Genomic DNA, 5,389 nt, shown 5'->3' with positions numbered 1-5,389 from the left:
CAGGGTGTGTACGGGGGGTGTCTGGTCCTTGAGAACTCAATAGTGTGCACTTGATTGTCAAATGCCAAATTTTATTATCCCCGGCACCTGCCTGTGTGGTGGGTGTGGGAGATTCCTTTTGGACACAGATTGAACGTCAGGAATGATGTTCGTGATGTTGTCAGGTCAAACTCGTGGTCTGGTCGCTTTTTTCCGGTGGCTGGGTCGCACATGTTTTTTACGGAGAGTTTGATCCTGGCTCAGGACGAACGCTGGCGGCGTGCTTAACACATGCAAGTCGAACGCTGAAGCACCAGCTTGCTGGTGTGGATGAGTGGCGAACGGGTGAGTAACACGTGAGTAACCTGCCCCGGACTCTGGGATAAGCGCTGGAAACGGCGTCTAATACTGGATACGAGACGCGATCGCATGGTCAGCGTCTGGAAAGATTTATTGGTTCGGGATGGACTCGCGGCCTATCAGCTTGATGGTGAGGTAATGGCTCACCATGGCGACGACGGGTAGCCGGCCTGAGAGGGTGACCGGCCACACTGGGACTGAGACACGGCCCAGACTCCTACGGGAGGCAGCAGTGGGGAATATTGCACAATGGGCGCAAGCCTGATGCAGCAACGCCGCGTGAGGGATGACGGCCTTCGGGTTGTAAACCTCTTTTAGTAGGGAAGAAGCCTTTCGGGGTGACGGTACCTGCAGAAAAAGCACCGGCTAACTACGTGCCAGCAGCCGCGGTAATACGTAGGGTGCAAGCGTTGTCCGGAATTATTGGGCGTAAAGAGCTCGTAGGCGGCTTGTCGCGTCTGCTGTGAAAACCCGAGGCTCAACCTCGGGCCTGCAGTGGGTACGGGCAGGCTAGAGTGCGGTAGGGGAGATTGGAATTCCTGGTGTAGCGGTGGAATGCGCAGATATCAGGAGGAACACCGATGGCGAAGGCAGATCTCTGGGCCGTAACTGACGCTGAGGAGCGAAAGCATGGGGAGCGAACAGGATTAGATACCCTGGTAGTCCATGCCGTAAACGTTGGGAACTAGATGTAGGGCCTGTTCCACGGGTTCTGTGTCGTAGCTAACGCATTAAGTTCCCCGCCTGGGGAGTACGGCCGCAAGGCTAAAACTCAAAGGAATTGACGGGGGCCCGCACAAGCGGCGGAGCATGCGGATTAATTCGATGCAACGCGAAGAACCTTACCAAGGCTTGACATGTAGAAGAACGGGCCAGAAATGGTCAACTCTTTGGACACTTCTATACAGGTGGTGCATGGTTGTCGTCAGCTCGTGTCGTGAGATGTTCGGTTAAGTCCGGCAACGAGCGCAACCCTCGTCCTATGTTGCCAGCACGTGATGGTGGGAACTCATGGGATACTGCCGTGGTCAACACGGAGGAAGGTGGGGATGACGTCAAATCATCATGCCCCTTATGTCTTGGGCTTCACGCATGCTACAATGGCCGGTACAAAGGGCGGCGATGCCGTAAGGCGGAGCGAATCCCAAAAAGCCGGTCTCAGTTCGGATTGGGGTCTGCAACTCGACCCCATGAAGTCGGAGTCGCTAGTAATCGCAGATCAGCAACGCTGCGGTGAATACGTTCCCGGGCCTTGTACACACCGCCCGTCAAGTCATGAAAGTCGGTAACACCCGAAGCCGGTGGCCTAACCCCTTGTGGGAGGGAGCTGTCGAAGGTGGGACTGGTGATTAGGACTAAGTCGTAACAAGGTAGCCGTACCGGAAGGTGCGGCTGGATCACCTCCTTTCTAAGGAGCAACTCGGCTAGCGCCCACGGGTGCTGGCCGCAGAGAAATGCATGACCGGTACCGAACGTGTACCGCATGCAGCTCAAGGGTGGAACATTGACAAGAAGGGTTTGTGTTCTGATTGATTTGTCGTAGTACGTCGCTCTCGTGAGGGGGTGAGGGGAACGGGCGAGTGAATCGGGCGAAGCCCGCAAGTGCATGCTGTTGGGTCCTGAAGGCCCAGGCCTCTCGCCCGGTTGGGGGACGCGCACTCGTGTTAGGGGTGTGGGTTTTTCGTGATCGGGGTGGGGTGTGTGTCTTCGACTCGGGGTCATCGGACGTGTTGCCGGTGGGTTCGGGATCGATCGTACGTTGAGAACTACACAGTGGACGCGAGCATCTGCAGCATCATTCCCGGTTGGGGGTGGTGGTGCGATACTAAATATTTTTTGGTCATGCACGCATCGGGCTTCCTGTTTGGGGGGTCGGATGGGTGTGTGTTCTGATACTTATGTGATTTCAAGTCTTCAAGAGCAAACGGTGGATGCCTTGGCATCTGGAGCCGAAGAAGGACGTAGTAATCTGCGATAAGCCTCGGGGAGTTGATAAACGAGCTGTGATCCGAGGATTTCCGAATGGGGAAACCCCGCCAGGGCGCGTGCGTACCTGGTGACTCCCGCCTGAATATATAGGGCGGGGTGAGGGAACGTGGGGAAGTGAAACATCTCAGTACCCACAGGAAGAGAAAACAATAGTGATTCCGGTAGTAGTGGCGAGCGAACCCGGATCAGGCTAAACCGGTCATGTGTGATACCCGGCAGGGGTTGCTTGGTCGGGGTTGTGGGACATGCCTGAGCGATCTGCCGGTCGTTCGACGTGAATGTGTTGCTATAGGAGAACCGCTTGGAACGGCGGGCCGGAGTGGGTGAGAGTCCCGTATCCGAAATGGTGGCGCTGCGTGGTGTGGATCCCAAGTAGCACGGGGCCCGAGAAATCCCGTGTGAATCTGTCAGGACCACCTGATAAGCCTAAATACTCCCAGATGACCGATAGCGGACAAGTACCGTGAGGGAAAGGTGAAAAGTACCCCGGGAGGGGAGTGAAAGAGTACCTGAAACCGTTTGCTTACAATCCGTCGGAGCACCCCTGGTTGGTGTGACGGCGTGCCTTTTGAAGAATGAGCCTGCGAGTTAGCGATATGTGGCGAGGTTAACCCGTGTGGGGGAGCCGTAGCGAAAGCGAGTCTGAATAGGGCGATTCAGTCGCGTGTCCTAGACCCGAAGCGAAGTGATCTATCCATGGCCAGGCTGAAGCGTGTGTAAGAGCGCGTGGAGGGCCGAACCCACTTAGGTTGAAAACTGAGGGGATGAGCTGTGGATAGGGGTGAAAGGCCAATCAAACTTCGTGATAGCTGGTTCTCTCCGAAATGCATTTAGGTGCAGCGTTGCGTGTTTCTTGCCGGAGGTAGAGCTACTGGATGGCCGATGGGCCCTACAAGGTTACTGACGTCAGCTAAACTCCGAATGCCGGTAAGTGAGAGCGCAGCAGTGAGACTGTGGGGGATAAGCTTCATAGTCGAGAGGGAAACAACCCAGATCACCAACTAAGGTCCCTAAGCGTGTGCTAAGTGGAAAAGGATGTGGAGTTGCTGTGACAACCAGGAGGTTGGCTTAGAAGCAGCCATCCTTGAAAGAGTGCGTAATAGCTCACTGGTCAAGTGATTCCGCGCCGACAATGTAGCGGGGCTCAAGCACACCACCGAAGTTGTGGCACTCAGCGTATAGGCAAGCCGTGTGTGGTTCAGCCCGTTGGGTGGGTAGGAGAGCGTCGTGTGGCGAGTGAAGCGGCGGAGTGATCCAGTCGTGGATGCCACACGAGTGAGAATGCAGGCATGAGTAGCGAAAGACGGGTGAGAAACCCGTCCTCCGGAAGACCAAGGGTTCCAGGGTCAAGCTAATCTTCCCTGGGTAAGTCGGGACCTAAGGCGAGGCCGACAGGCGTAGTCGATGGACAACGGGTTGATATTCCCGTACCGGTGAAGAACCGTCAAAGACCTAACCAGTAGTGCTAAGCAAACCAATGTTCCATGGATCCTTCGGGTGAAGTGGGGCGGCGGCTGCGAACCCGATGCTGGGGTGGTGAGCGCAGTAACAGGTGTGACGCAGGAAGGTAGCCAGTGCCGGGCGATGGTTGTCCCGGTGTAAATGCGTAGCCCGTTCCCGAGTAATATTTGGGGACTGTGGGTGAGACATGATGCGGACCCGTATGGGGAAGCTGGTGATCCTATGCTGCCAAGAAAAGCATCGGCGTGAGGTTTGAACCGCCCGTACCCCAAACCGACTCAGGTGGTCAGGTAGAGAATACTCAGGAGATCGAGAGAATCACGGTGAAGGAACTCGGCAAAATGCCCCCGTAACTTCGGGAGAAGGGGGGCCATCCGCTTATACCGCCTTGCGTGGGAAAGGGTGTGGTGGCCGCAGAGACCAGTGGGAAGCGACTGTTTACTAAAAACACAGGTCCGTGCGAACACGCAAGTGGATGTATACGGACTGACGCCTGCCCGGTGCTGGAAGGTTAAGAGGAGAGGTTAGACCCTTGGGTCGAAGCTTTGAATTTAAGCCCCAGTAAACGGCGGTGGTAACTATAACCATCCTAAGGTAGCGAAATTCCTTGTCGGGTAAGTTCCGACCTGCACGAATGGCGTAACGACTTCCCAGCTGTCTCCACCGTGAACTCGGCGAAATTGCAGTACGAGTAAAGATGCTCGTTACGCGCAGAAGGACGGAAAGACCCCGTGACCTTTACTACAGCTTGGTATTGGTGTTCGGTGTGGCTTGTGTAGGATAGGTGGGAGACTGTGAAGCGGTGACGCTAGTTATCGTGGAGTCGTTGTTGAAATACCACTCTGGTCATATTGGATATCTAACTACGGACCCTGATCGGGTTCTGGGACAGTGCCTGGTGGGTAGTTTAACTGGGGCGGTTGCCTCCCAAAATGTAACGGAGGCGCCCAAAGGTTCCCTCAACCTGGTTGGCAATCAGGTGGCGAGTGTAAGTGCACAAGGGAGCTTGACTGTGAGACTGACAGGTCGAGCAGGGACGAAAGTCGGGACTAGTGATCCGGCAGTGGCTTGTGGAAGCGCTGTCGCTCAACGGATAAAAGGTACCTCGGGGATAACAGGCTGATCTTGCCCAAGAGTCCATATCGACGGCATGGTTTGGCACCTCGATGTCGGCTCGTCGCATCCTGGGGCTGGAGTTGGTCCCAAGGGTTGGGCTGTTCGCCCATTAAAGCGGTACGCGAGCTGGGTTTAGAACGTCGTGAGACAGTTCGGTCCCTATCCTCTGCGCGCGTTGGAAATTTGAGAGGATCTGACCCTAGTACGAGAGGACCGGGTTGGACGGACCTCTGGTGTGCCAGTTGTTCTGCCAAGGGCATGGCTGGTTGGCTACGTTCGGGATGGATAACCGCTGAAAGCATCTAAGCGGGAAGCCGGCCTCGAGATGAGATTTCCGTACACCCTTGTGGTGTGTGAGGCTCCCAGGAGATGACTGGGTTGATAGGCCAGATGTGGAAGCGCTGTAAGGTGTGGAGCTGACTGGTACTAATAAGCCGATGACTTGACTTCATCCCGCATATTGGTGTGGGGCATGGGTGTCAGT

Annotated in this window: 2 rRNA genes; both read left to right on the top strand. The window is 55.6% G+C overall.

Annotation, left to right across the window (positions count from 1 at the left end):
* Positions 1-216: 216 nt before the first annotated feature.
* Positions 217-1,747: ribosomal RNA gene (locus JD276_RS15605) — 16S ribosomal RNA — on the top strand.
* Between the two features lie 496 nt (positions 1,748-2,243).
* Positions 2,244-5,355, top strand: a 23S ribosomal RNA gene (locus JD276_RS15600).
* Together the 16S and 23S rRNA genes form the textbook arrangement of a ribosomal RNA operon.
* The last annotated feature ends 34 nt before the right edge of the window (positions 5,356-5,389 follow it).

This window comes from Leucobacter chromiisoli, assembly GCF_016522505.1.
Classification (GTDB): Bacteria; Actinomycetota; Actinomycetes; order Actinomycetales; family Microbacteriaceae; genus Leucobacter; species Leucobacter chromiisoli.
Note: the sequence above shows the minus strand (reverse complement) of the source record. Positions and strands in the feature narration are given on the sequence as shown.